This window comes from Streptomyces glaucus, assembly GCF_039533365.1.
Lineage (GTDB): Bacteria > Actinomycetota > Actinomycetes > Streptomycetales > Streptomycetaceae > Streptomyces > Streptomyces glaucus.
Genome location: NZ_BAAATK010000017.1, coordinates 82140 through 105802 on the forward strand (window position 1 = coordinate 82140; position 23663 = coordinate 105802).

General features: G+C 69.1%; 25 protein-coding genes, 1 tRNA gene and 1 pseudogene. 3 read left to right on the top strand and 24 right to left on the bottom strand.

Going from position 1 to position 23663, the window contains the following annotated elements; genetic code table 11:
- Window positions 1-182: 182 nt before the first annotated feature.
- The 6 genes from thrB to ABD363_RS15290 form a co-directional block, all read right to left on the bottom strand.
- Window positions 183-1100: a homoserine kinase gene (gene thrB / locus ABD363_RS15265; RefSeq protein ID WP_344603619.1), complete on the bottom strand. Its 918-nt coding sequence runs from the start codon at window positions 1098-1100 to the stop codon at window positions 183-185.
- A 310-nt stretch (window positions 1101-1410) separates the two neighbouring features.
- Entirely contained in the window at window positions 1411-2469 is a 1059-nt protein-coding gene (thrC, locus tag ABD363_RS15270; RefSeq protein WP_344603621.1) for a threonine synthase, read from the bottom strand.
- 6 nt (window positions 2470-2475) lie between these two features.
- Window positions 2476-3804 (bottom strand): homoserine dehydrogenase, encoded by a 1329-nt coding sequence (locus ABD363_RS15275; RefSeq protein WP_344603623.1) that lies wholly within the window; start codon window positions 3802-3804, stop codon window positions 2476-2478.
- A gap of 160 nt (window positions 3805-3964) precedes the next feature.
- A complete protein-coding gene (gene lysA / locus ABD363_RS15280) occupies window positions 3965-5356 on the bottom strand; it encodes a diaminopimelate decarboxylase (protein WP_344603625.1) in 1392 nt (463 codons plus the stop codon).
- A gap of 15 nt (window positions 5357-5371) precedes the next feature.
- Window positions 5372-6487 carry an ArgS-related anticodon-binding protein NrtL gene (nrtL, locus tag ABD363_RS15285; protein ID WP_344603627.1) on the bottom strand — a complete coding sequence of 372 codons (1116 nt, stop codon included), beginning with the start codon at window positions 6485-6487 and terminating at the stop codon, window positions 5372-5374.
- A gap of 364 nt (window positions 6488-6851) precedes the next feature.
- Window positions 6852-7412 carry a response regulator gene (locus tag ABD363_RS15290; protein WP_344603629.1) on the bottom strand — a complete coding sequence of 187 codons (561 nt, stop codon included), beginning with the start codon at window positions 7410-7412 and terminating at the stop codon, window positions 6852-6854.
- A 239-nt stretch (window positions 7413-7651) separates the two neighbouring features.
- Between ABD363_RS15290 and ABD363_RS15295 the strand changes: the two genes are divergently transcribed.
- A tRNA-Arg gene (locus ABD363_RS15295) sits at window positions 7652-7723 on the top strand.
- Window positions 7724-7994: 271 nt separating this feature from the next.
- Here ABD363_RS15295 and ABD363_RS15300 read toward each other — a convergent pair.
- The 15 genes and pseudogenes from ABD363_RS15300 to ABD363_RS15370 all read right to left on the bottom strand — a co-directional run bounded on the left by ABD363_RS15300 (window position 7995) and on the right by ABD363_RS15370 (window position 18854).
- The gene (locus ABD363_RS15300; protein WP_344603631.1) at window positions 7995-8849 is read right to left on the bottom strand and encodes a nuclease-related domain-containing protein; all 855 of its coding nucleotides are present in this window, start codon (window positions 8847-8849) and stop codon (window positions 7995-7997) included.
- 189 nt (window positions 8850-9038) lie between these two features.
- Window positions 9039-10412: a tyrosine-type recombinase/integrase gene (locus ABD363_RS15305; protein ID WP_344603633.1), complete on the bottom strand. Its 1374-nt coding sequence runs from the start codon at window positions 10410-10412 to the stop codon at window positions 9039-9041.
- A complete protein-coding gene (locus tag ABD363_RS15310; protein WP_344603713.1) occupies window positions 10409-10579 on the bottom strand; it encodes a helix-turn-helix transcriptional regulator in 171 nt (56 codons plus the stop codon). The genes ABD363_RS15305 and ABD363_RS15310 overlap by 4 nt, the downstream gene beginning before the upstream one ends.
- Window positions 10579-11955, bottom strand: a complete 1377-nt coding sequence (locus ABD363_RS15315) for a replication initiator (RefSeq protein WP_344603635.1) — start codon at window positions 11953-11955, stop codon at window positions 10579-10581. Before ABD363_RS15315 ends, ABD363_RS15310 begins: the two co-directional genes overlap by 1 nt.
- Before the next feature lie 102 nt (window positions 11956-12057).
- Complete coding sequence (locus tag ABD363_RS15320; protein ID WP_344603637.1) at window positions 12058-12372, bottom strand: SpdD-like protein; 315 nt, start codon at window positions 12370-12372, stop codon at window positions 12058-12060.
- Window positions 12373-12392: 20 nt separating this feature from the next.
- The gene (locus ABD363_RS15325; RefSeq protein ID WP_344603639.1) at window positions 12393-12548 is read right to left on the bottom strand and encodes a hypothetical protein; all 156 of its coding nucleotides are present in this window, start codon (window positions 12546-12548) and stop codon (window positions 12393-12395) included.
- 15 nt (window positions 12549-12563) lie between these two features.
- Window positions 12564-12743, bottom strand: coding sequence for a mobile element transfer protein (locus ABD363_RS15330; protein WP_344603641.1), 180 nt, complete (start codon window positions 12741-12743; stop codon window positions 12564-12566).
- Between the two features lie 13 nt (window positions 12744-12756).
- Window positions 12757-13464: a DUF2637 domain-containing protein gene (locus tag ABD363_RS15335; RefSeq protein WP_344603643.1), complete on the bottom strand. Its 708-nt coding sequence runs from the start codon at window positions 13462-13464 to the stop codon at window positions 12757-12759.
- Window positions 13465-13488: 24 nt separating this feature from the next.
- Complete coding sequence (locus ABD363_RS15340) at window positions 13489-13701, bottom strand: hypothetical protein (RefSeq protein ID WP_344603645.1); 213 nt, start codon at window positions 13699-13701, stop codon at window positions 13489-13491.
- Between the two features lie 84 nt (window positions 13702-13785).
- On the bottom strand, window positions 13786-15153 hold the full coding sequence (locus tag ABD363_RS15345) for an FtsK/SpoIIIE domain-containing protein (RefSeq protein ID WP_344603647.1): 1368 nt from the start codon (window positions 15151-15153) through the stop codon (window positions 13786-13788).
- A gap of 5 nt (window positions 15154-15158) precedes the next feature.
- Entirely contained in the window at window positions 15159-15506 is a 348-nt protein-coding gene (locus ABD363_RS15350; protein ID WP_344603648.1) for an SCO3933 family regulatory protein, read from the bottom strand.
- Between the two features lie 182 nt (window positions 15507-15688).
- A pseudogene (locus ABD363_RS15355) lies at window positions 15689-16500 on the bottom strand (integrase).
- Window positions 16497-17348, bottom strand: coding sequence for a sigma-70 family RNA polymerase sigma factor (locus ABD363_RS15360; RefSeq protein WP_344603650.1), 852 nt, complete (start codon window positions 17346-17348; stop codon window positions 16497-16499). The pseudogene ABD363_RS15355 and the gene ABD363_RS15360 overlap by 4 nt, the downstream one beginning before the upstream one ends.
- A 172-nt stretch (window positions 17349-17520) precedes the next feature.
- Window positions 17521-17910, bottom strand: coding sequence for an ATP-binding protein (locus ABD363_RS15365; RefSeq protein ID WP_344603652.1), 390 nt, complete (start codon window positions 17908-17910; stop codon window positions 17521-17523).
- 92 nt (window positions 17911-18002) lie between these two features.
- A complete protein-coding gene (locus ABD363_RS15370) occupies window positions 18003-18854 on the bottom strand; it encodes a helix-turn-helix domain-containing protein (protein ID WP_344603715.1) in 852 nt (283 codons plus the stop codon).
- 557 nt (window positions 18855-19411) lie between these two features.
- Between ABD363_RS15370 and ABD363_RS15375 the strand changes: the two genes are divergently transcribed.
- Window positions 19412-19708, top strand: coding sequence for a DUF4193 domain-containing protein (locus tag ABD363_RS15375; RefSeq protein ID WP_344603654.1), 297 nt, complete (start codon window positions 19412-19414; stop codon window positions 19706-19708).
- A 517-nt stretch (window positions 19709-20225) separates the two neighbouring features.
- On the opposite strand, the gene ABD363_RS15380 is transcribed toward ABD363_RS15375, so the two are convergent.
- Window positions 20226-21311 (bottom strand): TRM11 family methyltransferase, encoded by a 1086-nt coding sequence (locus ABD363_RS15380; RefSeq protein ID WP_344603656.1) that lies wholly within the window; start codon window positions 21309-21311, stop codon window positions 20226-20228.
- Between the two features lie 152 nt (window positions 21312-21463).
- Complete coding sequence (locus ABD363_RS15385; RefSeq protein WP_344603658.1) at window positions 21464-22285, bottom strand: hypothetical protein; 822 nt, start codon at window positions 22283-22285, stop codon at window positions 21464-21466.
- Window positions 22286-22538: 253 nt separating this feature from the next.
- On the opposite strand from ABD363_RS15385, the gene ABD363_RS15390 reads away from it, so the two are divergent.
- On the top strand, window positions 22539-22661 hold the full coding sequence (locus tag ABD363_RS15390; protein WP_344603660.1) for a hypothetical protein: 123 nt from the start codon (window positions 22539-22541) through the stop codon (window positions 22659-22661).
- A 568-nt stretch (window positions 22662-23229) separates the two neighbouring features.
- On the opposite strand, the gene ABD363_RS15395 is transcribed toward ABD363_RS15390, so the two are convergent.
- A complete protein-coding gene (locus ABD363_RS15395; RefSeq protein WP_344603662.1) occupies window positions 23230-23511 on the bottom strand; it encodes a hypothetical protein in 282 nt (93 codons plus the stop codon).
- Window positions 23512-23663: the final 152 nt, after the last annotated feature.

The window sequence follows — 23663 nt, forward strand, 5'->3', positions numbered from 1 at the left end:
TGTACGGCGTACTGCCCGCGTGCGACGTACGGAACACAGTGCGGCTTGGGGAGCTCCCGGAAGAATGTCTGTCCCGGACGGGGACACGAGGCACCTCGCCATGGTGGGGTCGGGTGCAGACTTGAGGTTAACACTACCGGATCCAACAAACATTCCCCCTCTCCAAATCCGGCAACCGGGTGTCAGGGCGCGAGCGGCAGCACGCTCGCGCCCTGCAGATCGAGGCTCAGCCGGTTCGCGGCCCAGTCCTCGCCCGCGAGGGCCTCGACCTTGTCGGCGGTGCCCGCGTCGGCCAGCGCCATGACCGTGGGTCCGGCACCGGAGATCACCGCGGGGATGCCGTCCGCCCGCAGCCGCTCCACCAGCGCCGCGCTCTCCGGCATGGCCGGGGCGCGGTACTCCTGGTGGAGGCGGTCCTCGGTGGCCGGCAGCAGCAGCTCGGGACGCCTGGTCAGGGCCTCCACGAGCAGGGCGGCGCGGCCGGCGTTGACCGCGGCGTCGACGTGCGGCACGGTGCGCGGGAGCAGGCCGCGGGCCGTCTCCGTCAGCACCGGTTTTCCGGGGACGAAAACCACCGGAACGATGGAATCGGCGGGCTCCATCCTGATCGCCCGGGCCGCGCCGGCCTCCATCCAGGACAGGGTGAAGCCGCCCAGCAGGCAGGCCGCGACGTTGTCCGGGTGGCCCTCGATCTCGGTGGCGAGCTCGAGCAGCGCGGCGTCGTCGAGCCGGGCCTCGCCGCCTATGGTCACGGCGCGGGCGGCGACGATGCCGGCACAGATCGCGGCGGAGGAGGAGCCGAGGCCACGGCCGTGCGGAATGCGATTGGCGCAAACGATCTCCAGGCCGCGCGGCTGCCCGCCCAGGGAATCGAAGGCGGTGCGCAGGGAGCGGACGAGAAGGTGACGCTCGTCCCGCGGGAGCGTCTCGCTGCCCTCGCCCGCGATGTCGATGTGCAGCCCGGAGTCGGCCACCCGGACGACCACGTCGTCGTACAGCCCCAGCGCGAGGCCGAGGGCGTCGAAGCCCGGGCCGAGGTTGGCGCTGGTGGCGGGGACGCGCACCCGGACGGCGGCGGCGCGGAACGCTGGACCGGCCATCGCTCGATGACTCTCCTTGAGCTGCGTGAGGGTCGAATGGCATTCGACGGCGTACGAGAACCCGGGGCCGCTGCCGGCCGCCCGCTTCCGGGCCACAAAGACGGCGCGGCCCGTGCCGTATGCGTGGCATATGCGGCGGGCGGGTTCGGTACAGCCTATCGAAGGAAGGTTCTGTGGCGACATAGGGCGCACAGGAGGCGCACGATGCGTGTCGTAAGCCCCCTGTGCATCCGCCATAGGGAATGTCCCCGGGTACGCGTCCTCTTACGCCCGCTCGTGCGGAACCGAGGCCCTCGTCGTACCGGCTCGCTCACACCAGGCCGAGGCGCTCGGCCGCCGTCGCCGCGTCGACCGGGACGGTGACCGGCTGCGGGGCGCCGGCGACGGCCCAGTCGGGGTCCTTCAGGCCGTTGCCGGTGACGGTGCAGACGATGCGCTGCCCCGGGTCGACCTTGCCCTGCTCGGCGGCCTTCAGCAGGCCGGCGACGGAAGCGGCCGAGGCCGGCTCGACGAAGACGCCCTCCTGCGCGGCCAACAGGCGGTAGGCACGCAGGATCTCACGGTCCGTCACCTCGTCGATGAGGCCGCCGGATTCGTCCCGCGCCGCGAGCGCGAACTGCCAGGAGGCCGGGTTGCCGATGCGGATGGCGGTGGCGATGGTCGACGGGTCCTTGACGACCTCGCCGCGCACGATCGGGGCGCTGCCGGAGGCCTGGAAGCCCCACATGCGGGGGGTGCCGGTGGCGACGCCGTCGGCGGCGTACTCCCGGTAACCCTTCCAGTAGGCCGTGATGTTGCCCGCGTTGCCGACCGGCAGGACGTGGATGTCGGGGGCGTCGCCGAGCATGTCCACGATTTCGAAGGCGGCCGTCTTCTGCCCCTCGATGCGCACCGGGTTGACCGAATTGACCAGTGCCACGGGGTAGTTCTCGCTCAGCGCGCGCGCGAGCGTGAGGCAGTCGTCGAAGTTGCCGTCGACCTGGAGGATCTTCGCGCCGTGCACGAGGGCCTGGCCCATCTTGCCGAGCGCGATCTTGCCCTGCGGCACGAGCACGGCGGAGACCATCCCGGCCCGCACGGCGTACGCGGCCGCGCTGGCGGAGGTGTTGCCGGTGGAGGCGCAGATGACCGCCCGGGCCCCCTCCTCCTTGGCCCTGGTGATGGCCATGGTCATGCCGCGGTCCTTGAAGGACCCCGTCGGATTCGCGCCCTCGACCTTGAGGTGGACCTCGCAGCCGGTGCGCTCGGAGAGCACCTGCGCGGGCACGAGGGGCGTGCCGCCCTCGCGGAGCGTCACGACCGGCGTGGTGTCGGAGACCGGCAGCCGGTCCCGGTACTCCTCGATGATTCCGCGCCACTGGTGGGTCATTGCTGGTTACTCTCCTTCAACCCGCATCATGCTGGCGACACCCCGCACGGTGTCGAGCTTGCGCAGCGCCTCGACGGTCCCGCTCAGGGCGGCGTCGGACGCGCGGTGGGTGACGACGACGAGGGAGGCCTCGCCGTCCTGGTCGACGGCGACCGCGTCGCCACTGCTCTGGTTCCTGCCCTGCTGGCGGACGGTGTCGATCGACACGCCGTGCTCGGCGAACACGGTGGCCACCTGGGCGAGGACGCCCGGTTTGTCGGCCACGTCCAGGCTGATGTGGTAGCGCGTGACGACGTCGCCCATCGGGGAGACGGGCAGTGCGGCGTACGCCGACTCGCCCGGCCCGGTCGCGCCGCTGAGCCGGTTGCGGCAGACGGCGACCAGGTCGCCGAGCACGGCGGAGGCGGTCGGGGAACCGCCGGCGCCGGGGCCGTAGAACATGAGCTGCCCGGCGGCGTCCGACTCGACGAAGACGGCGTTGTAGGCGCCGCGGACGCTCGCCAGCGGATGGCTCAGCGGGATCATCGCGGGATGCACGCGCGCGGTGACCGACTGCCCGTCCGCGGTCCGCTCGCAGATGGCGAGCAGCTTGATGGTGCAGCCCATCTCCTTGGCGGAGGCGAAGTCGGCGGCGGTGACCTCGGTCATGCCCTCGCGGTGGACGTCGTCGAGGCGCACGCGCGTGTGGAAGGCGATCCCGGCGAGGATGGCGGCCTTGGCGGCGGCGTCGAAGCCCTCGACGTCGGCGGTCGGGTCGGCCTCCGCGTACCCCAGGGCGGTGGCCTCGTCGAGCGCCTCCTGGTATCCGGCCCCCGTGGAGTCCATCTTGTCGAGGATGAAGTTGGTCGTCCCGTTGACGATGCCCATCACCCGGTTGATCTTGTCGCCGGCGAGGGACTCGCGCAGCGGCCGGATCAGCGGGATGGCGCCGGCGACGGCGGCCTCGTAGTAGAGGTCCTGGCCGTGCTCCTCGGCGGCGGCGTGCAGGGCGGCCCCGTCCTGGGCGAGGAGGGCCTTGTTGGCGGAGACGACGGAGGCGCCGTGCTCCAGGGCGGTGGTGATCAGCGTCCGCGCGGGCTCGATCCCCCCGATCACCTCGACCACGACGTCGATGTCCCCGCGTTTGACGAGCGCGGTGGCGTCGGTGGTGACGAGGGCGGGGTCGATGCCCTGCCGGACCTTGCTGGGCCGCCGCACGGCCACGCCCGCGAGTTCCACCGGGGCGCCGATTCTGGCGGCGAGGTCGTCGGCGTGCGTCGTCATGATGCGTGCCACCTCTGAGCCGACCACTCCACAGCCCAGCAGCGCCACCTTCAGCGGACGCGTACGCATCATCCGACCTCGTTTCCTCATACCTTCTACGGTGCCCTCAGTCTCACTCACCGGACGGGACTTTCTGCCCCTCGTCCGGATCGTGAGACATCGATTTCATCTCCGCGGAGCTGGAAGACCGAAGATCTTCCAGCCCCGAAGCTCCGGATCTCTTCTCCCCCGCTCACCCGACGTCGAGGCGGAGCAGGTCCTCCTCCGTCTCGCGGCGGACGATCGCCCGCGCCTCCCCGTCCCGCACCGCGACGACGGGCGGCCGCAGGACGTGGTTGTAGTTGCTGGCCATGGAACGGCAGTACGCGCCGGTGGCCGGCACCGCGATCAGGTCGCCCGGCGCCAGGTCGGCCGGCAGGAACGCGTCCCGCACCACGATGTCGCCGCTCTCGCAGTGCTTGCCGACGACCCGCACCAGCATCGGCTCGGCGTCGGAGGCGCGGGAGACCAGGGCGACGCTGTACTCGGCGTCGTACAGGGCGGTCCGGATGTTGTCCGACATGCCCCCGTCGACGGAGACGTAGGTGCGCAGCCCGTCGAGCGGCTTGACGGTGCCGACCTCGTAGAGCGTGAAGGCGGTGGGCCCGACGATGGCCCGCCCGGGTTCGACGGAGATCCGCGGGGTGCGCAGCCGGGCGGCCTCGCACTCGCGGGTGACGATCTCGGTGAGCGCCTTGGCGATCTCGTGCGGCTCGCGCGGATCGTCGTCACTGGTGTACGCGATCCCGAGCCCGCCCCCGAGGTCGATCTCGGGCAGCTCGATCCCGTGCTCGTCCCGGACGGCCTTCAGCAGCCCGACGACGCGGTGGGCGGCGACCTCGAACCCGGACATGTCGAAGATCTGCGACCCGATGTGGGAGTGGATCCCGACGAGTTCCAGCCCGTCGAGCTGCAGCGCCCGCCGCACGGCCTCGGCGGCCTGCCCGCCGGCGAGCGGGATCCCGAACTTCTGGTCCTCGTGGGCGGTGGCGATGAACTCGTGCGTGTGGGCCTCGACCCCGACGGTGATGCGGATCTGGACCTTCTGCCGCTTGCCCAGGGACTGCGCGATGTGGGCGACGCGGACGATCTCCTGGAAGGAGTCGAGGACGATCCGCCCGACGCCGGCGCGGACGGCCCGCTCGATCTCCTGCGCCGACTTGTTGTTGCCGTGGAAGGCGATCCGGTCGGCGGACATGCCCGCGGACAGGGCGGTGGCCAGCTCGCCGCCGGAGCAGACGTCGAGGTTGAGTCCCTCCTCGTCCAGCCACCGCACGACGGCCCGGGACAGGAACGCCTTGCCCGCGTAGAAGACGTCGGCGTCGGCCCCGAAGGCGGTGCGCCAGGCCCGGGCCCGGGCCCGGAAGTCGTCCTCGTCGAGGATGTAGGCGGGGGTGCCGAACTCCTCGGCGAGCGTCTTCACGTCGACGCCGCCGACGGTGACGACGCCGTCGGCGTCACGGCCGACGGTGCGGGCCCACACCTTCGCGTCGAGGGCGTTGAGGTCGGCGGGCGGCGCGGCGTAGTGCCCCTCGGGGAGGACATCGGCGTGGCGGGGCCCGGCGGGGTGCGCGGAACGGCTCATTTCTGGCGTGCTCTCTCAGAGGTGGTCGGGTGCGTGGATGCCGAGCAGGGACAGGCCGCCGGCCAGCACCGTCCCGGCGGCTTCGGCGAGGGCGAGCCGGGCACGGTGGGCGGCCGAGGGTTTCTCCGCACCGCGCGGGAGCACGCTGGGCAGGAGGGGCAGAAGGGCGTCGGCGACGGTGACGAGGTGCCGGGCGAGGCGATCGGGGCCGCGGTGCCGGGCGGCGGCGGCCAGGGCGCGGGGGTGGTCGGCCAGGGCGGGGAGGAGGCGGGCGGCCGGGCCGGTCGGAGGGCCGGGCTCGGGCCCGAAGCCGAGGTCGGCGGCGTTGCGGAGGAGCGCGCGGGTCCGGGCGTGCGCGTACCGGACGCGGAAGAGGGGGTTGCTCTCGCGCTGCACGAGGTGCGCGTCGGTGAGGCGGGGCCGGTCGTGCGGGGCGGGGTGGAGCAGGGCCCAGCGGGCGGCGTCGCGGCCCAGGACGAGCGGGTCGGCGGGGGCGGGGACCGGGCGTACGTCCTCGGCGGCGCCGCCGGGCGGAGCCGCCGGGGCCAGGGCGCCGTGGGCGTCGACGTGGACGCCGAGGAAGGCCTCCCACTCCGGCTCGGGACGGTCGTCGCAGGTGACGCGGACGGAAAAGCCCTGGGAGCGGAGGATGCGGGCGGCGGCGTCCGCGACGACGAGGGCGCGGACCTCGCGGGGGCAGCTGAGCTGCACGGCCCTGGCTGCCGCGGCGGCCCGGCCGGGACCGCCGCCGTGGGCGCGCTGCCCGCTCCCGGGACCGGGCGGGCCGTCGGCGTGCCCGTACCGGACCCCGCGCCGCAGGATCTCCTCGACCAGGGCGACGGGCGCGGTCCGCCGGAGGCTGATGTTGAGGAATCCGGGCCCGGTGACCACGACGTCGGCGATGCCGTCGGCCCCGGCGAGACGCGGCCGGAGGATCTCGGCGACGCGCCGGGGCGGCTGCCCGGCGGGACGGGCGAGCTGGAGGGCGATGTTGGTGGCGTAGTCACCGCAGCCACCGGGCCCGGGAGGCGTGACGACGGCTCGCGCAGGAACGGTGACGCTCAGCTCCCCCTCGTCGACAGCGCGACGCACCGCGCGCAGCACGGTGCGGGAGAGCTCGACGGGGGTCACGGGACAAGCGTAGGGGAGGAGGGGGGTGAGCAAGCGAACCGGTTTGCGCGAGCGTCCGGCATACGGACGACCCGGCGGACGACGGGGGCGGCCGCCGGGCAGGACCGCCGGCTGCGCCCCTGGTGGACGAGGGGGCGGCCATCGAGCGGGACCACGGGCTGCACCATCCCGACGGACGACGGGGGCGGCCGCCGTGCAGGACCGCCGGCTGCACCCCTGGTGGACGAGGGGGCGGCCATCGAGCGGAACCACGGGCCGCGCCGCCCCGGCGGACGACAAGTGCGGTCACCGGGCGGAACCGTCGGCCGCGCCGCTCTGGCACAGCCGGCGACTGCGGCGGGCGGGCGCGGCTCCGGGCGCCGGCTCAGGCGCCGGCCTGCCCGGCGCGCTCGGGGAAGTCGCTCCCCTGCTCGGGGAACCCGCTCCTCTCACCCTCGCCACCCGGCCCGCCGCTCCCGAGGACGTCCCCCGGGGCCGGACCGCTCCGCCCACCCCGCACCGGACCGCACACCGGCCCGTCCGCATCGTGCCGTCCCTCGACCAACTGCCGCACGAGCCGCACGAGCTCCGTCGGCTCGAAGGGCTTGGTGAGAAAGGCGTCGACACCGACATCGAGGCCGGTGTCGACCTCGTACTGGGTGCACGCGCTGACGATGACGACGGGAAGATCCCGCGTCCGGGGATCGGCCCGCAGCCGGGCCGCGGTCCTGAGCCCGTCCAGCCTGGGCATGACGACATCGAGGGTGACCGCGTCGGGCCGCACTTGGTGGACGACATCCAGACACTCGGCACCGTCGGCCGCGGTCACGACCTCGAAGCCCTCCAGTTCGAGATTGACCCTGATCAACTGCCGGATGACCTTGTTGTCGTCCACAACAAGCACCCGGCCGGAAGCGCCTGGCACAACTCGAGAGTAGGTCCGCACCGGCCACCGCGTCCGGGTTTTCCCCACTTCCGCCCCGTGCGAGCGACCCGCCGGCCACCAGGCTGACGCCGCCCTTCCCCGGCCCGCCCCCGACGCCCCGGCCCCGGCCGACACCCCGGCCCCAGCCCGCCGACGCGGCATACGACCGCACTCCCGCGCCGGCCTGCCGGAAACCCGTTCATGACCACCCCGCCGGAGCTGGTAATGTTCTACCCGTCGCCGCGAGAAGCGCCCGACACGCCCCCGTAGCTCAGGGGATAGAGCAACGGCCTCCGGAGCCGTGTGCGCAGGTTCGAATCCTGCCGGGGGCACCCTGCATGAGGTGCCTAAAGACCCCGTCACCAGCGGAAACGCTGAGGTCGGGGTCTTCGCGTATGTGCAGGCGTGTGCGGCCCGGAGCGGCTGCATGTCGGGGTCTGTGGACGAGGCGTGGACGGGATCTTGCAGCATCGCCGCAGGTGAGGTCCAAGAAAGGGCGAGGCCGCACCAACGCCGGCCAGCCCCGCCCGGTACGAATCGTCACGCCATGGGGGCCACCGGCAGGGTCTACGAGGACTGCCAGCACTACACTGGGCCACTGGCTCAGGCCTGGGCCCAAGCCTGACGATGACGAGCGACGCTGTACACCTGCTCCACCTGGTCGGCCGTGAGCACGCCTGAGAGCGGAGCGAGTGCCGCTACTTGGCGCTCCTCGTAGACCCGGACACTGAGCTGCGTAGCAACCACCTTCAGCTCGGAGACGCCGACGAAGACGAGCACCGGCTCCACCGGTACCGGGAAGTCGCAGTAGCGCTCAAGCACTCGGACGACTCGGTTGGCCTCCGCCCGGCTCTTGCGTGCGTAGGGTGCCGGTTTCCCGTGATCGACTTTCACGGAATCATCCCCGACCCATACGGCCCTCTTGTGGTGATGCTTCGTATTGATGCTGAACACCCCACCAGGCCCGATCAGTAAGTGATCGATGTCCACTTTGTTGGCCAAGGGGATGGAGTGCAGGACACGCCAACCGTGGCGCCCTAAGCGGTTCAGCTCGGCTCCCACTCGCCGTTCCCCCGCCAACCCCTTCCGCCAGGAGTCCCACTCCGTGGGTCGCCGAAGAACCCGCGAGATCACTCGCTCCATCAGTCCCGGGCCGGATTCATCGAGCAGATCACGCAAGGAGGCCCCGGGAAGGTTCACGGCCAGATCATCCGCCGGTGTCAGTGGGGGCAGCGTCGGACGCGCTGTAGCTCCCGGCGTCCTGTCTGGCAGGACCGACTCCATGAGCTTCTGGAGGTTCTGGGTGAGCACCGCGATCACGTCATCGTGGCACTCGGCCCGCAAGACCGTGATGTCCCCTGTGGTGACGTCCGCCCAACCGACCGCGGTGCCATCGGGCAGGTTGGCGTACAGGCGATCATGTCCGTACCGCTTCCACCGCGTGACGCGCAGCTCCACAAGGCCCCCTGTGCTCTCGCGTTGACGTTGCCGACATGCCAGCAGCAAGCGAAAGAAGACCACAAGACCGCAGGGAAAGCAGCACGGCCGAGCCCACCTTTTCCAAATGAAGCACCGCCGCAGGTGGGACACGAAACGACTGAGGCCCCAGGCGGTACGCCTGGGGCCTCAGTGTGAGTGTGGGGTGTCTCACTCGTACTCGCGGAGCAGGTCCTCGATGCGCCGGTTGGCGACGTCCTGCCGTCCGTCGAGGCACTTCGCGTAGCGGGTCAGCAGCACCTCGACGCTGTTGCCGGCGCGCTCGGCCACCTCGGTCGGGTCGACACCGGCGTTGAGCCACGTCGACAGCGCCGAGTGGCGGAGGTCGTACGGCCGACTCGCGAGCGGCGAGGCCGCAACGGCCGGCGGAAGCGCGAGGAGCCGGGCTTCCTGCCACACGCGGTAGTAGGTCGAGGACGGGACGACCGAACCCTTCTCGGTGAAGAAGAGCCGTCCGTCGTCCGCCGTGCCGAAGGTGGCCAGATGCTCGCGGAGCACCGCGACGAGCTGGGGCGGGATGGGCACGCGCCGAACGTCCTCACTCGGCCGGTTCTTGAGCCCGCGGTCATCGTGGGTCTCCCCCGAGTCGGTCCACTGCTTGCCCACCGACGGGCGGGTCCGGTGAAGCAGTGCCGAGCCCCAACCCTGCTCGGGAAGGCTCAGGTCCGTCTCGACGAGGCCGACCGCTTCCGCCGGCCGGAGGCCGCCGAAGTACATGGCGGCGAACAACCCCACGAGGCGACGACCACGGGCACGCCGGTACCCACCTATGTAGGAAACCGCCGTCAGAAGGTTCCGGGCCTGCTCCGGGTTGGCGACCACCCGCGGATCGACCTGGTTGGACACCTTCGGCTTCTGCCAGCGGATAGCCGTAATGGGATTCTCCCGCAGCTCCCCCAGGTCGACGGCGTAGTTCGCGGCGTTGACGAGCGTCCGGCGCTTACGCCGCACGGTTTCCGCCGCTGCCGCCGTGCCGTCGAGCTTGAGCTTCAGCGAGTCGAGGACCGCGCGGGCCGTGGCAGGCTCAGCGAGATCGGTGAGCGGCCGGGACGCCTTGGCCACCCAGTGGAGAATGTTCCGCACATCGTCCGGTACTTCCCGTTCGTCAGGTCCCGGCAGCACGAAGGCCCAGTTGCGCAGTGCTTTGCGGATCGCCTCGTCGGACGGCCGCCCGGGACGCTCGTCGAGGAGCTCCAGCGTCACGCTGGTGAGAGATTCGTTGATGCCGTCCCGCGTGTTGGGGGCGGCATGGGGCCACTTCATGGCGAGGTACTTGAGAGCGAAGGCGTACCACGACACGGCCGACTTCTTCTCTTCCATCGAGGCGGGAAGACCCGACTTCGTGTCGAACTCCTCGCCGTCGCGCATCGCACGCATGAGCTTCGCGCGGTAATGGTCGGCAAGCGCCTTGGTCCGGAAAGACTCCGAGAAGACGTTGCCCGCAACAGACCAGCGAACCCCGTATGAGGGCGTCTTGGTGTCTCGCTTACGGACGCCCCACACCTTCACATCGAGGGACTTCACGCCGCCGCCTCCAACTGCCGCAGCCAGGCGGTGAAGTCACTCCGCCATATCCGGAGCTCCCCGTTGGGCAGCTTGAACGCAGCGGGCCCCTGCCCCAGTTCGCGCCACCGGTAGAAGGTACGGCGGGACACACCACCCAGCTCCGCGAGGACTTGCGGGACGGTCATCAGTTCGTCGTGTCGGTGCTCCACGCTGGTTCTCCTTCCGTGTCGTCGTCCGTCGGGGCTACGGGCGAGGGGATGCCGTGAGCGATGAGGTGTTCTGCGGCGGTGAGGCCGGTGCCGGCGAAGACCCAGTGGGAGAGGACGAGGACGGTGTCCGGGTCGGGCAGCGGGTGGCCGGACTCGGCCGCGCGTTCGCGGGCCAGGGCTTCGTTGTGGTCGGCGCGCTCCTGGCGGAGGGCGCCGAGGGTGACGGAGTAGGCGCGGGACTTGGTGGAGAAGTGGCCGCGGAAGCCGAGCATGTGGGCCCACTTGCGCAGGCGCAGGTCTTCGAGTTCGGGCCGGGCGCCGAGGTGCCAGCAGGTGAGGATCATGCGCCGGGCGTGGTCGGTGACGCCGGAGCCGATCAGGTCGGTGATCGGGTTGCGGATGGGGCGGTCCAGGGTGCCCGCGGCCTCGGCGCCCTTGGTGGCGTACTTGGCGATGTAGGCGGCCACGGCGCGGCTGGACAGTTCCGAGGTGCCCGCGAAGTCGGCCGAACGGATGGGGCGGATGTCGAGCTGCTCGCCGAAGCGGAAGGCGTACACGTGGTCGTCGAGGACGGGGCCGGGTGCCTCAGCGAGGCGGGCCGCGGAGCGGATCGCGTCGGTGAGCAGTTCGGTGGTGGCCCAGGCCGGCGGGGCGTCCTCGGCGCCGTCCGGACCGTCGAGGCGGATGACGGCATGGAAGTGGACGGCGCCGCGCCGCTGGTACTCGGCGACCTTGGCGTAGGAGACCTTGAGGCAGTGGCGCAGCGCCGAGCGGCTGACGCCCGCGCGGGAGGCGAGGTGCTGGCGCAGGTAGGTGGTGAAGCGGCCCCACAGGGCTCCGGCGTGCGCGTTCCACAGGACGGCCGCGCGGTAGTCGTAGCGGTCGGGGTCCAGGGGTGTGCCGAGGGCGGGGTCGTCGTCCGGGTGGAGGCGTCCGCAGCGACACCGGCCACCGCCGGGGCGGTTGTGGACGGGGCCGAAGGATGGAGCAGTGAAAGTGGCGAAGACCCGCGGATGTTCGGCGACGGCCGGACCGATGCCCTTGCCGCCGCTCAGTCCGGCCGTGATCAGGTGGAAGGTGTCCTTGCGGTAGATCTCGGCGCAGGCGGCGCACCGGGTGGCGCGGCGGTTGTTGCAGCGGATGAGGAGCTGTCCGGCCGGAAGGTCGCGGTCGGTGATCTCGCGGACGATCTCACCGGTTGCGGCGTGGACGTCGAGCCGGTGGCCCTCCATTCGTACCGGTTGCTCGCAGCCGCCGAGACGCTGGATCTGGTGGGCGTAGGCGCCGAGGTCGCCGTGCCGGGCGAGCGCTGCCAGCTGGCGGATGGCTCCGGTGGGAGCCGCAGAGCGCATGTGCGGGTTCCTCCTCGCAAGGGGTGGGCGTTCGGTGCACGCACCCGACCTGTCCAGGGGGCTAGACAGCATGGGCAGGCCGGGTGCGATGGAGCGATGAGGTCAGCGGCGGCTGAGGACCGAGCGGAGGGCGACTGCGCACACGGCCACGGACGTGGCAGTGAGGGCGACGGCGAGGAGCATGGAGACCAGGACAGCACCGACGACCAGAACCGCGGAGGCACCGCCGCCGACAAGGGCGAGCGCGGTACCGGGCGTGAGTCGGGCGGCCGGGCGGGCCGGACGGGCCGGGACCGGGGCGACGGAGGCCGGCGGCGAAGCCGGGACGCCCGGCGTGAGGGCGGTCGGTTCGACGACGGCGGGCGGGGCGGTCAGGCCGGTGGGCTGCGGCATGGTCGGGACCTTCGGTCGGAACATGAGTGCTCTCCTTTCGCGGGTCACTTGAGGAAGCTGTCGATGACGGGAGCAAGCAGGCTGTCGGCGAGGAGGTAGCCGCCGACGAGCAGGACGGCGACGAGCCACCAGGGCGGGCGGATGAGCTTGACGCCCAGGACCCCGACGACGAGCAGGGCGAGCCAGAGGGGGACGTCCATGGCGGTGTTCTCCTGTCAGGCCGGGCAGCGGTGGGTACGGGCGGCGAGTTCGGCGGCGGCGCGGCTGTCGTACTCGGCGGAGAAGTCGCAGCGGGGCGCGGTGCAGGCGGCCAGGTGACGGTTCCGGCCGCGGTCGACGTACGAGGCGACGTTGACGGGGCCGATGCGGCGGACGTTGCGGAAGCGCCGGTGCATGGTGGTGCTCCTCTCAGAGGTGGGGGGCGACGGACGGAGTCATGGACGGGGGCAGGCCGAGCCGGGCGCGTACGGCGTCGGGGTCGGCGGGGCGGCCGGTGGCCGAGCGATGTTCCTCGGCCAGGGCCCGGACGCGGTCGACGAGGACGGGCGGCAGAGCGGCGGAAGCGGTCACCGCGGCCGGAGGGGCGGCCGGTTCGGTGGTGGGCTCCGGAGCCGGTTCGGGGTCGGTGGAGGTCGCCGGAAGCGCCTCGCGGTCGGGCTGGTCGACGGCAGCCGGAGCAGGGCGCGGCTCCGCTTGCGTGTCCGCTGCCGAGGGGGCCGGGGTCGCCGGCGTTTCCGGGGCGTGCGGTGCGTGGGCCAGCAGCGTGCCGCCGAAGAAGGCGACGGCGGGCCAGCCCGCGACCGTCACGCGGAGCCAGGCCGGTACGTCATCCAGGTCGAGGAGCCCGGCGGTGGCGACGTTGGCGCCGAGGGATGCGGTCAGGGCCACCAGGAACCACAGCCGCGGTCCGCCGGTCGCCTGTCCCGCCCGCTGCTGCTGGCGCATCCGGCGCCAGGCGGCGACCAGCAGCAGGTCGACGCTCACGGGGTAGGCCCACGCCTTCCAGCCGCTCTGTCCGGCCGCCGCGGCGAGGTCGTGCAGGTGCGAGAAGGACAGGGCACCTGCGATGACGGCCTGAATGATCACGGCGTCCACGCGGACCAGGTGGGCACGCATCGGCTCGGGTTCCCTTCCGTGCGATCAGTCGGCGGACTTGAGCGCGTCGGCGCGTTCACGGGCGAGGCGGGCCGCCTCGGCGGCATCCGCGTCGCCGGGCGTGTGGGCGGCGATGCGCTCCAGCAGGTCCGCCTTACGGGCCATGAGCGCGACGTACTCGGCGGAGGTGCGGTCCTGGCGGAGCACGGCCAGGTCCGCGATGAGCGCGCTCACCTCGGCGACGGTGGGGCGTGGCATGGGGCTTCCTTCCGGGTCCGGGCATGGGAGGGGTAGGGACGTGGCGCGAGGCGGTCACGCCGGCCGTGGGGAATGGAAGTGCGGTTACTCGGTCACCGGGCGAGCAGTGGGAACGGCAGCGGTGGAAGAGGACGGCCCGGCCGGTTCGGCAGCGGCGACGGACCGGGAGGGATCGAGCCGGGGCAGTTCCGGCACAAGGGCGGCGGTGTCGCGGCAGACGGCCGCCGCGTCGTCGAGGGTGAGGTGGGGCGAGCGGACGCGGGACCAGCCGCCGGAGGAGTCGCCGGCGATGGCGATGCCGGGCCGTTCGGCCGGGATGGAGGTGGCGGCCAAGGCGGCTTCCGGCGCGATGTCTCCGAGCGCCATGTTGGCGGAGGTCTCGTCGTTGACCCGGTGGCAGACTCGGCCGGTCAGCTGGGCGCGCAGCATGGTCGCGCCCTTGCCGAGTTCGGCGCCGAAGCGCTGTCCGCACACCTCCAGGTAGATGCCGGCCGCGCGGCCGAGTTGGGCGAGGCGGATGAGCTTGGTGACCATGGCGTCCCGCCGCTTCTCGTCCTCTTTGCTCGCCGCGAGGAAGAGTTCGGCGACCTCGTCGACGACGACCACGACCGGCACCGGCCGCACCTTTTTCGACAGGCCCCAGACGTCCGAGGTGAGCACGGTGCCCGGACCGGCCCCGCTCGTCACGCCGATCAGGCGGAACCGCGCCTCCATCTCCTCCAACAAGACCTCCAGGAGGTCGTTCGCACGGTCCGGCGTATCGGCGAGCGCCGACAACCGGGGCGCGAACGGTGCCAGTTCGACGCCCCATTTGCAGTCGATGCCGACGAGCGCGACGGGTTGGCCAGCCAGTCCGCACAGCAGATTGCGCAGGTACACGGACTTGCCGGACTGGGTGGCGCCGAGGATCAGTTCGTGCGGCACGGTGCGGAAGTCCCGGACGTGCCAGTGCCCGTCTTCGCGCAGCGCCAGCGGCAGGGACAGCGGTTCGGTACGCAGCCAGCGCCGAGCGGGTCGGACGTCGGCGAGGACGTCCCAGCCGACCAGCCGCAGCTCCAGCCGCCCCGGCTTGGTGGGCCGGACGTGCACGGCGTGCGCGCCCCAGGCATGCCGCAGCCGGTCGGCCGAGGCGGTGAAGTCCTCGGGCGCCTGCCCGGCCGCCATGCGCAGCCGCATCACGAGTCCGGACCCGGTCGGCAGCGGCAGCGACCGGCGAGGCGGTACGGGCGCCGCCTGCCGCCCCATCATCCGGGCGGTGGCCCGGCGCACGGCCGAAGCGGGAACCGTCAGGCCGCAGGCGTCCATCGTCGCCCGGTACGAGGTGAGCACCCGCAGCGCGACGACCGGGTACCCGACCAGCCACCAGAACAGGACCGGCAGGCGACGGCGCATCGCGGCCAGCGCGGCCACCGCCAGCAGTGCCGGTACCAGAACCCGCAGGGCATCGGTCATGGCGCTCAGCCCTGCGCAGTTGCCGGGGTGCCGACCATGACGGCGTCCGCACGGTAGGCGATGCCGTGCCGGACACGGCCGCCGAACTCGCTCTCCCAGGGCCGTGCCACCAGGCCGGACAGGAAGACCGGAGCGCCCATGACCAGGCCCTCGCCGATGCCCTTCTCGGGGACGGTGACCTTGATCATGTCCGAGCCGCCCGCGGCGATGAACACCAGCTCCAGGACCATGAGCCGGTCGTTGGTCACCGGGTCCACGGCCACCTCACCGGTCTGCCGGTCCCTCACCTTGACCTCGGGCAGCTTCGTGACCAGCAGAGTGGCGGACGAAGTGTCCACGGGGATGACACGCATTCTGTGAACCTCACTTGATCGGGCGCCCGTTCTGGACGCCGAGCCGAGCTGAATACCCCCCTAGACAGCACGGGGAGCAACCCACCCAACTGTCTAGGGGGGTTGACGATTACCGTAACGCGGCACCTCGGCAACTGTCTAGGGGGGTATACGAGTGTCGAGTCGGCGAGACGACCCGTGCTCTACGAGAGCGCCCAGTGCAGGACTGTGGCGTCGTCGTGCGCCTTGCCCCGAGGCCAGCGCCGGCCGTCGGGATCACTGTCCTCCGCTTCACGGGTCCGACGGATCAACTCGTCCGGTCCGGCGGAGTCGAGGACGGCCAGAGCCTCGTCCCACGAGGCGAGTCCGAAGCGGTCCACCAGGCGCGTCGCCCCGTCGCTCAGCAGCGTCACAGAGGCCAGGGAGTCCAGCGCTACCGTGCCGGTCAGCGCATGCTCGGCCGCGAGCGGATCGGGGCCGGCGATCCAGAAACCATCCGGCCGGTTCCGGAGAGACGTCAGCGCGTCCCGGTACTCGGCCAGTGCGGCGGCGTGTTCCGGGGAACCGGTGGGCAGTTCGTCGACCGCCCCGCGAAGCCGCGCGCCGACCTCGTCCAGCCGCCGGTCAGTGACCACGGAGGAGTGTCCGTCTCGTTCCGCGAGGAGCAGTGAGTACGAGGTGTTCGAGCGCCCCGTCACGGGCTCGGACGGCGACGACTGTACTGGTCGGACTGGCCCGGTACTCCAGGTCGCAGACGCCCTCGTGAAGCGAGCGGACGACGCGGAGGGAGTCGGCCAGACATTCGGCGAGCGACCAGGCCGGGCGCGCGGTGAGAGTGTGGAGCAGCAGCGCTCCCAGCGTTCCGGAGAACCAGGCGACGCCGTGCACGCACCCGGTTTCCGCGCCCGCTACGCCGGCACCGTCGAGGAGTACGGCGGCGCCGGAGGCGGCCAGCGGCGAAGTCCTCGTTCTCACTGCCCAGCGCGGACGGCGAGGCGCCGAGGGCGGACCTCACCCTGCCGTCTCCTCGTCGTGCCGATAGAGCGGGCAGACCAGTTCGACGGACCGCGGCTCACTGGTCTCCGGGTCGTACTCGACGCCCACCAGCGTGGAGAACCGGCGATCTCCCACCTGCCCCCACAGGGAGTTGAGTTCGGAGGCCAACAACTGGACCACGCCGAGGGAGCCTTGCGTGTGGATACCGGCGATGGCGAGAAGCGAGCCCTTGCCGTCCGGGCGCGGCAGCCGGCCGAGATAACCGACGTCGTACGGCCGGGCCGGATCACTGTCCTGCCCCGACCGGTACATGGTCCCGGTGAGCCGGTCCACGACCGTCCAGGGCCCGTCTTCCGCCTTCTCCCAGCGCAACACGGGATCCTGGGCGTAGGTGTTCCACATGTCCTGAGACATGCGCGGGTCGCAGACGACGACCAGGCCGTCGCGGTTCAGGTCGATCTCTCCGCTCACCGGCACGTGCTCGGAGGTGACGTCGAGCCCGTACGACCGCGCCAGGTCTTCCAGCCGCTTGCCGGAACTGACGTCGTCCACCGCGACGACCGTGCGTCCCCGTTCGTCGTCCCGTCGCAGCGGAGTAGCGACCGTGACGGCACCCGACCCGAGGAACGCTCCCTCGGGAGCCGGGCCGGTGTGGCGGATCTGGTGGATGCGCCCGCGGCTGAGGCCGGCCTTCGCCGCGATCTGCGCGTACGACAGCCCTTGTGCGTGGAGGTCCTGCACCACACGGCGCCGCAGCCGAGCGAGTTCGGTGACCTCCTGTTGCGCCTCGGCCAATCGGGTCGTGACCTCACGCAGGAGCAGGTACGGATCATCGATCGCCATGATCCGCTGCAACTCGTCCGACATGCCCTCACCTCCTTGCCTCAGCCACGAGTCTAGGCCCCTAGACGAAACGGGCGGGAGTCGCCGTCCCGACCGGACGCCTACCGCATAGAGGCCAGACCGACGCCGGGGTACCCCACAAGGGGTCACCCCCCGCCGCCCGTGAGAGGGCCGAGGCAGGGCAGGCCGGGCGCGTTCACGCCTCCTCCCGCACCAGGTCCGCCCACACCGAAGAACCCTGCGGCAGCACCTTGGCACCCCAGTCCTTCGCACAGGCCGCCACCAGCATCAACCCGCGGCCGCCCTCTTCCAGGCTGCTCGCATCCCGCATCGTGGGTACACCGTCGCCGCCCTGGTCGATCACCTCGATCCGCACGAAGTCCGCACCGAAGCCGACGACCACGAGGAACCAGCCGCCGGCCTTGCCGCTCAGCGTGTGACGTACGGCGTTGGCCGCCAGCTCCCCGACGATCAGAGCCGCCTCGTCGACGCGGCCCCACTCCCGGAGTAACCCGGCCACGAAGTGGCGAGCTTCGGCAACTTGTTCAGGCAGGCCAGGGAAGGCACGACCCCACTTGGTGAGCACAGGAAGACTCCTCGTCTAGAGGGCTAGACAGCACGAGAAGCAGAGTATTCCCACGATCAACGTCGATCCAGGCATGTAGAGGAATTATTCCTCTACTGGGTGACGGTGGCTGTCATCTCGCGGAACTCCTTCATCACCTGCACCAGTAGGTCCCGCGCCTCACCGCCGAAGACGGCCGCGCCCTCGAAGCGGCTGAACATCTCCTCATGGAAGGCGAGGTCATCCGCCTCGGTCGAGACCCGCTCACCGGGGAACCCCTCAATCACAACGGCCCGCCGGTCGCAGAGCGTGAAGCCGTGACGAGGCAGCACCGGCACCGGTCGACGCCACGGGATGACCCCGAGCCGTACCGTGTCCAGGCTCTCGACGGCCAACAGTCGATCGAGCTGGGCGAGCATCAGCGACGGCGCCCCCGGCCACGTCCGCAACACCGCTTCCGTCAACACGAACACCGACTCGCGCCCCGGCTCGTACAACAGGCTCTGTCGGTCCACGCGAGCAGCAACGGCCCGGCCCACCGCCGCAGCGTCCAGGCCCGGCGAAGCCAGGAAGACGTACCGGGCATACTCGGCGCTCTGAAGCATGGCCGGCAGGACCACACACTGAAAGGAGCGCACCAGCCGAGCCCCGCGGACCGCCTCATCCACGACGAGGCTCGCGGAGACGTTCTCTTCGGGCTCAGGGCCGGTCACCACCGCAGCCTCAACCGCGGCCAGCAACTCGCGGACCTCCCCGGCGGTCGACTCGTCGAGCCCGAGCGCCCGAGACAGCCGGTCCAGCACATCAAAGCTCGGGACCATACGCCCGTTCTCCACCTTGGAGACCGTCGGCTGACCTACACCGGCCCGCTGCGCCAGAGCAGCACCCGTCAGACCGGCATCCGCACGCAGAGCCCGAAGACGCGCCCCAAGCACCCTCATCCGCTCGCGCCGTTCACTCCCCATACCCAGGGTTCTACACCACGAGCCAGCAGCCACCGGGCACAGGAGCAGCATCAACGACCAGCAGTACGAGCGTGATTCAAACTCTCCCTACTGGTTCAAGCACCCGTCGTCGCTTCGCTCCTCCGGGCGAGCGCGGGCGGCCGGCGGCGCCCGCGCTCATGTCTCCGCCCCGCTCGGCACCGCCACCCACCCGCTCCCGCCCAAGAGGCAGGCACACAGTGCACGAGTTCAGAACACGTCGTGGCTGGGGCGGTCGGCTACGTCCGGTATGAGACGGGCCGACGGCTGGTGGCCCGGGCCCGAAGCATCCACCCGCACCGGCCACATCAGTGCCCAGGCGAGGGAATCACGTGATCCGGCTGTCTGTCGCGCGTATTCGGCTTCCGGTACGCCGACAACCGTGACCTACGAACACGCTGAGTCACCACTCGGCGAGCATGCGGATACGCCGGCCGCTCAACTTCCCGCAAATCCTCGCCTCGGATCGGGCACAAGCCTGGCTTCTCAAGCGTTACCGCGTTGGACAGGATCGATCACTACCCATAGGGGGAGACAGCATGGCAACGGACTACGACACCCCACGCAAGACCGATGACGACCTCAACGAAGACAGCATCGAAGAGCTGAAGTCTCGGCGCAACGACAAGTCGATCTCAACGGTGGACATTGATGAGTTCGATGCCGCAGAGGGCCTGGAGCTACCAGGCGCCGACCTCTCGAATGAAGAACTGGCCGTCCGGGTACTGCCAAAGCAGCAAGATGAGTTCACTTGTATGAGCTGCTTCCTGGTACACCACCGCAGCCAGCGAGCGCGAGAGGAGAACGGCCAGCCGATCTGCCGCGACTGCGACTGATCAGAGGTGACCGTTACATAGCCAACTCGCTGCGTCGAAGCGGACACTGGCCAACCTGACGCCGCTGGAAGCCGACAACATCTGCCGTTCCTACTGGCCAGTGAGGCCGGTGTCCGATGACACACGAGGAATCATGAGCTACATCAAGCACATGAACCTGCTGCGACGGTTTTTTGCGACAGCCAGGCTGGCCAGGGCATCGAGGCAGACCAACGGGCGCCGCGCTTCGGACACCTCGATTACACACCTCCCCGTCCGCCCCGTCCACCACTTTTGCGTGCGTTAGCCGCACGTCTAGCGAAGGAATCGCTACGGACAGCCTGCATTTCATAGTGCGCTCGCTCCCGCGCGCGCCTTTCCTTTGCAGGGTCATTGGCCGCGCGCTCCTCGTCGTACATAATGAGGGCCAGGCTCTCAACTCGGGTACGTATCACCTCATCCCCCTTCACCATGACCACCCATACGTCGCCGTCTTGAAGCAAAGCCACTCCAGCCATCCGGCTTTCCTTTACCACGTTCAAGGACGACCTCCTGTCACATCGTATTCAAATAGCGCCTTGTTGCTATTGCGCTTCCGAATAGTAACAATCTTGACGTCGCAGTAGCCGAGCTCTTTAAGCATATCCGCATACCACTCATGCGCGGGCACCTCATGCCCATAGAAGGTGCTATTACCGACAATATAGGACACTGATCCACCCTGCTTTACAACAGGAGTGATCGATTGGAAGTGGAGCCACATGTCGTGATGGTACTTATGGACGTAGCTTGCAAGCAGAGGACCATTCTTTCCGCCATCTTCCGCAATGCGCGCACAAACCGTGCGAATAGCATCATCGACGGGTGTCTCTGTCATAGGAGACCAGGTTTTCAGCTTTGACGTCGCCGTGCCCCACGTCCCGCCAATAGCCCGCCAGTCAAGATCCCCAGCATCGCTAGCTAGATCCAAATATCGAAGCCAGTACATGTAAGGCCGCAGTTCCCTAATGTATGACATGCGATTTACGTAGGGGGGCGAGGTCAGAACAAGGTCCGCTTCCTTTAGACCTTGGACACCGACGCGCGAATCTCCCTCGTGGATGGAAGCCGAGCCAAGCAAGTCATAGCGAGCAGACTCGATGATCGACGACATTTCACTACTGAAGGTGCTGAACGCCTGCGTGGCGTCATCCATTTCAAACAAGGCCGGCTCACCTGAGCCGTCCTTAAAGGACATGGATTGATGATCGAAAGCCGCATTCGAAACTGAGATCAAGGAGCGGCAGAGGGAGATCTCAAGCAGGTCCTTGACCTGCCCTTCATACCGATCGATTGATGCCCTAAGGGCCTTCAGAGCATGAAGCGCCCCAGGACTCCACCATTTTTCGATCTTGAACAGGTTAGGCTGCCACAAATTATCGTCTCGGTGGTGTGCCTGAGCCGACGCCACGACTTCTTGAGCAGCCTCGACGGCAGCAATAAGGGTCGCTGAAGAATAGTGGGCCGTCTTAACCCTTCCGAGCCAAATCAGGAAGGGATTGACATCAACAGATTGACCATAATGCCCCAATTCAGCTGCAGCAAGGGGGGTCGTTCCCGTCCCGGAGAATGGGTCGGTGATCACGCTTCCCTCAGGCAGAGGGGAAATGCGGTCCCTAACCAGTCGGACGCCATAGGCCGGAGTAAGTCGAAGCCAACCGTGGCGCCCCACTCCCATGTTTGCTCGGAACGTCATGTGTTCGTTACGAGCCAGCGCAGCGCGATCGACCGATGTACTCACTTGGCCTCCAGGAGAGCGGACAGGATGTCTTCCATGCTGGCACGAAGGGTCTCTGTGTTGCGTTCAAAAAATGCCCGCAGATCATAACCGACCACTTGGTGCATAAAGTCGAAGGTGCTATGCAAAGAATCATCCGCACTTACGGTTCCCATGAGCACAGACCAGTTGCCAGTGGCATATCGGGCACGTACGGCATGGTTGATCTGAGTACTCATAATGGTGAGCACTGGCAGATAGCCGTGCCCCAGCGCTTGCGCCGCGTTAGCCAAGTCGGCGTTCTGACGCTTAGAATCTGCGGACTTATACCCTTGTCGTACCTCAAAGACTGCACCCTTGAGTGGGGCGGAAATGTCAAGTTCCTCCCTCTGACGGTCTATCCATGCTCTAACTCGGGCTGCGGCAGCCGCGTCTTGCACGTCGTCGACATTCACACGGCCATCAAGCGACAGTATACGCGGTTTAACCGACTTGCCGGCGTCTTCAGGTTCACCATCGGAAATAATTTCGTATGACCATGTCACTTGTTCTTCCGTGAGAGAAAACTGGTCACGCAAGACGCGCCGGAAAAGCCTTTCACATCCAATGCCCAGCTGGCGATAGATAGAGGTCATTCCCCCTGCCGCCTTATGTGCAGCGAACATTAGAGGAGAATCGAATCCCATCCAGTGATAGAGAGGATCCACGCCATATATGTGCGTGAAACCATCGAGGTCCACCTCCCCCTCTCCCCCCATCTTGGGAAGATAGTCAGCGCACTTACGAAGTGGAGCCAGAATCATTTCTCGGTACAGCTCATCTCGATTTTGCAGTTCACCCACGCCTGGCCTCACCAATGTCGCCACCATTAAACTCTCATCCCGTACGCTCCCGAGAGAGCCCAGCGTAGCCCCTCACGGGGAAGCCTGTAACAGGACTCAACTGTCTGCAAGCATGGCCGCCCAATTTGTCCCATTTTTCCAAAATGGGACTCGTAGTGCCGCAGCAACCGCTGCGGATGCAAACAGCATGCCGCGCGTCTCTTGCAGAAGCCCGTATGGAGCGACCAGAACCACGGGGATTGCACACGGAGGTATGGCGGACCACCACGGCATCAAGCGCCTCTCGACGCGCTTGATCAAGAAGTACGCGGCACCGGAGAGAGAGCGGGTCATCGCGGCACTGCGCGAGCGGATCAGCAGGGAGCTTGCCGCCTAGAGGCTGATGACGCTGCCCTCGACGCTTCCGCCGTCCAAGAACGAGTTCGTGTTTGTCATCAAAAGGGGCAGTCAGCTTGGGCAGGCATGGAGAGGTTGGGCGTGACGTCGTTCCCGCCCGGCATATTCAACAACTTCACAGCGGCGCTGCAGCAAGCACCTCACGTGACATCAACGGTGATGAACGCCAGTGTATCCCCACAGCCAAGCGCAGCCGGTGCGCCACACTGATAGGTGACAGGGCCGGTCCGTGATCGAACTCCTCAAGAGGTTGTCGGCTGACTCTGGACTATCCGTGGACAGGAACGGCCTAAGTCAGTGCCCGTGAGGCGCTGACCAGCTGCTTTCCCTAGGACCGAAGCGCCCTCCGGAGCCGTGTGCGCAGGTTCGAATCCTGCCGGGGGCACTTTGCAGGAAGTGCCGGAAGACCCCGTGACCAGCGGAAACGTTGGGTGCGGGGTCTTTTTGTCTGTGCAGGCGGATGCCGCCCGAAGCAGCTGTGTGTCGGGGTCTGTGAGCTGTTCGCGGGTTGGTGGCGGGAGAGGGACGTTCAGGTCGGTGGGGGTTTCTCATGTCGTGGTCCGAGCTTCCGCGAGCGACCGTTGCACGTCGCTCACCAGGTTCCGGAGGCGTCCGGGCCGCACGCCCTCGTGGTCCATCCACTCGTCGAGGCGCGGGCGCAGGTGCCGCGCCATACCCGTCCCGTGGCGGCGCAGCACCGAGCGGTTGACGGAGATCTCTTCCTGCAGCTCTCGCCGGAGGTCGTCGGTCCAGCCCTGCGCCCGGTCGTCCTCTCCCAGGGGAGCCTTGAGAGCGGCCACCGCTTCGTCGAGGATCGTGAGCAGGCCCATGGCATCTCCTGGAGATCAGCAAGAGGTGGTCCTCCCCGGCGACCGCCACGGGAGCCGAGTCCGGCCAGGACGCCGGGAGCAGTCCACCCAACGTTGTCTGCGAGTGGGCAGAGGGGCTGTCACCGGTCCCAGCCGACCCTCGGTGAGAAGGG

Coding starts and splice junctions, on each gene's coding strand:
- ABD363_RS15390 (WP_344603660.1), top strand. CDS start 22,539: ATGGCGGACCACCACGGCATCAAGCGCCTCTCGACGCGCTTGATCAAG.
- ABD363_RS15275 (WP_344603623.1), bottom strand. CDS start 3,804: ATGATGCGTACGCGTCCGCTGAAGGTGGCGCTGCTGGGCTGTGGAGTG.
- thrB (WP_344603619.1), bottom strand. CDS start 1,100: ATGGCCGGTCCAGCGTTCCGCGCCGCCGCCGTCCGGGTGCGCGTCCCC.
- ABD363_RS15320 (WP_344603637.1), bottom strand. CDS start 12,372: ATGTTCCGACCGAAGGTCCCGACCATGCCGCAGCCCACCGGCCTGACC.
- ABD363_RS15345 (WP_344603647.1), bottom strand. CDS start 15,153: ATGACCGATGCCCTGCGGGTTCTGGTACCGGCACTGCTGGCGGTGGCC.
- lysA (WP_344603625.1), bottom strand. CDS start 5,356: ATGAGCCGTTCCGCGCACCCCGCCGGGCCCCGCCACGCCGATGTCCTC.
- ABD363_RS15395 (WP_344603662.1), bottom strand. CDS start 23,511: ATGGGCCTGCTCACGATCCTCGACGAAGCGGTGGCCGCTCTCAAGGCT.
- ABD363_RS15350 (WP_344603648.1), bottom strand. CDS start 15,506: ATGCGTGTCATCCCCGTGGACACTTCGTCCGCCACTCTGCTGGTCACG.
- ABD363_RS15375 (WP_344603654.1), top strand. CDS start 19,412: ATGGCAACGGACTACGACACCCCACGCAAGACCGATGACGACCTCAAC.
- ABD363_RS15325 (WP_344603639.1), bottom strand. CDS start 12,548: ATGGACGTCCCCCTCTGGCTCGCCCTGCTCGTCGTCGGGGTCCTGGGC.
- ABD363_RS15370 (WP_344603715.1), bottom strand. CDS start 18,854: ATGGGGAGTGAACGGCGCGAGCGGATGAGGGTGCTTGGGGCGCGTCTT.
- ABD363_RS15315 (WP_344603635.1), bottom strand. CDS start 11,955: ATGCGCTCTGCGGCTCCCACCGGAGCCATCCGCCAGCTGGCAGCGCTC.
- ABD363_RS15360 (WP_344603650.1), bottom strand. CDS start 17,348: ATGTCGGACGAGTTGCAGCGGATCATGGCGATCGATGATCCGTACCTG.
- thrC (WP_344603621.1), bottom strand. CDS start 2,469: ATGACCCACCAGTGGCGCGGAATCATCGAGGAGTACCGGGACCGGCTG.
- ABD363_RS15330 (WP_344603641.1), bottom strand. CDS start 12,743: ATGCACCGGCGCTTCCGCAACGTCCGCCGCATCGGCCCCGTCAACGTC.
- ABD363_RS15310 (WP_344603713.1), bottom strand. CDS start 10,579: ATGACCGTCCCGCAAGTCCTCGCGGAGCTGGGTGGTGTGTCCCGCCGT.
- ABD363_RS15335 (WP_344603643.1), bottom strand. CDS start 13,464: ATGCGTGCCCACCTGGTCCGCGTGGACGCCGTGATCATTCAGGCCGTC.
- ABD363_RS15340 (WP_344603645.1), bottom strand. CDS start 13,701: ATGCCACGCCCCACCGTCGCCGAGGTGAGCGCGCTCATCGCGGACCTG.